Origin of the sequence: Paenibacillus sp. J5C2022 (genome assembly GCF_025567625.1) — a bacterium.
GTDB lineage: Bacteria > Bacillota > Bacilli > Paenibacillales > Paenibacillaceae > Pristimantibacillus.
The window spans coordinates 1-2,498 of sequence record NZ_JAOQJC010000089.1; the positions used below are offsets into that span (position 1 = coordinate 1).

The 2,498-nt window shown below is 47.6% G+C and carries 2 protein-coding genes; one reads left to right on the top strand and one right to left on the bottom strand.

Translation table 11 applies throughout. The features are described 5' to 3' along the window. Positions 1 to 537 precede the first annotated feature (537 nt). A complete protein-coding gene (locus M6D81_RS31310) occupies positions 538 to 1,467 on the top strand; it encodes a dihydrodipicolinate synthase family protein (protein WP_262681569.1) in 930 nt (309 codons plus the stop codon). A gap of 351 nt (positions 1,468 to 1,818) precedes the next feature. On the opposite strand, the gene M6D81_RS31315 is transcribed toward M6D81_RS31310, so the two are convergent. Continuing rightward, positions 1,819 to 2,193, bottom strand: coding sequence for a VOC family protein (locus tag M6D81_RS31315; protein WP_262681571.1), 375 nt, complete (start codon positions 2,191 to 2,193; stop codon positions 1,819 to 1,821). Positions 2,194 to 2,498 lie beyond the last annotated feature (305 nt).

Genomic DNA, 2,498 nt, shown 5'->3' on the forward strand with positions numbered 1-2,498 from the left:
CTTTGTACGAAAAATCGTACAAAGACGCTATTTTCGCGTACCATCCGGCCTCCTTTGTACGAAAAATCGTACAAAGGCGCTATTTTCTCGCTCCATCAGGCCTCCTTTGTACGAAAAATCGTACAAAGGCGCTGTTTTCTCGCTCCATCAGGCCTCCTTTGTACGAAAAATCGTACAAAGGCGCTGTTTTCTCGCTCCATCAGGCCTCCTTTGTACGAAAAATCGTACAAAGACGCTATTTTCTCGCTCCATCAGGCCTCCTTTGTACGAAAAATCGTACAAAGGCTAGCCTTTCGCGCACCGTCCGGACACCCTTGTACGAAAAATCGTACAAAGGCGAACCTTTCACGCGCGCATCCGACTCTTTTGTACGAAAGTCCGTATACAATGTGATCACATAGGGAGGGATGTGAGCAATCACGATTAATCGCCAGCATTCACACGATCGCCGGCCGTTTAACAAACGTTAATCAACGACTTCTAACTAGAAGTGTATAACATATTTACTTTTTGATTATGAGTGGGAGGCACAATGCCATGTCGAACGAGCAAAAAGAACGATTCAAAGGTGTGATCGTAGCCATGAACTCCTGCTACGATGCCCATGGGGAAGTCAATACGGAGGCAGCGAAAGCGCTGGCCCGCTTCTTGATTAGCAAAGGTGTCAATGGACTATACGTAGGAGGCAGCACGGGGGAAGGCCTGCTGCAAAGTATCGAAGAACGTCAGGCCATTCTGGAGGCGGTCATCGAAGCAGTCGGCGGAGCCGCTAGCGTAATCGCGCATGTTGGCGCGCTGAATACGCGGGACAGCATCAAGCTGGCGATTCATGCGGAATCGGCTGGAGCGGATGCGCTGTCGGCGGTCGCTCCTTTCTACTACGGATATAACCCCGATAGCGTCGGCAAGCACTGGTCCAGCATCGCAGACAGCACCTCCCTGCCATTCATCATTTATCATATACCATCGACGACGGGATTCAGTCTGACGACGAATCTGCTGCGCGAGTTGAAGCGCAATCCGAAGATCATTGGCGTGAAAACTACCTCTCCCAGCAGTTATGAGCTGCAGCAGTTCAAAACGGTCGGAGGCGAGGATTTCCTGCTGTTCAACGGTCCCGATGAACAGTATCTGGCCGGAAGAATAATGGGGGCCGATGCCGCCATAGGCGGCACTTACGGCATTATGCCCGAGCTGTTCGTGAGGCTGGAGGAGCTGTACGCTTCCGGACAGCTTGAACAAGCCCGCAACTTGCAATTCCGCATTAACGATATCATTACCGATTTGTTGCAGTTGCCCATCTACGCCGCATTAAAGGAGCTAGTGAGACGCCGCGGCATCGATTGCGGCGAGGTAAGGGCGCCATTGCCTACGTTAAATCAAGAGCATATGCCGCTAGTGGAAGCCGTCTATGAGAAAGTCATGTCTGCTATTGCACAGCTAACACCTGCTCATCCGCGCACATAATCCGATCTACAGAATCAGCCAGGCAATGAAATGGGGACAAGCGGTGCATAAATCAAGCATCTGAATCCCCCATTTCATTGCCAGCTCCACCCGCCTCCCTCTCCTCTGCAGCCCTCAGCTAATTACTTTCATCTCTTCGTCCTATGTATCATGCCATGATGCTAATCAGCCCAATACAGATCTTCAGCCAGACGTTAGAATCCCGTTTTAAACGGCGAGTAGATTCATTTAATCACGGTGATAATCATATAAAATTGAACTACAGCTGATAAACGGATCAATGAACAGGTTAATCGTATTACTGGATCGAATTGAGAGAAAGACATTAGCAGATAGCTTGCAGCCTTAAAATTAGTGCCACTCCAAAAATTCAAGCCGATTTCCAAACGGGTCATTTAAATAGAAGCGTGTTACACCTTCATCAGAACGTGCATCGTCATCAATCACTTGGATACTCTTTTGCAGTAAATATTCTCGCAATGAATCAATATTCTCTACATGAAATGCGGGGTGAGCTTTTGTAGCGGGGACAAAGTCCTTTTGGACTCCAATGTGTACTTGGTGAGTTCCACATTGGAACCAAACACCACCACGTTTTCTTAGGTTTTCAGGCTTTCGGAGTTCCCTCCAACCTAATATACCGGCAAAAAAGCTTCTGGCTTCTGATTCACAACCCTCTGGAGCCGCCAATTGAACGTGGTCAATCCCGGAGAAATTGAAAGGCATAAGACCCCTCCTTTTTCATCGTTCGAAACACAGTTTCAATTTATAGCTCCATTTTATAGCGATATTGGTTGAATATCCAGTTTTTAAGATGAGTATAAAGGAACAATTTTAAGTGATTCCTATGTAATAAAGGTGTATTTCAAGGGAAATTTCAAATCACACAAAATAATCATGTGGTGCAACAAGCACCGGAAGATCACAGACTGAAAAACGACAAAGTGCCACTAACCCTTGAGAACCGCAACAGCGTCCCGCCGGATCATCTCAGATCAAGCGGGACGCTGTCCATTACTTGCTTTATGCGC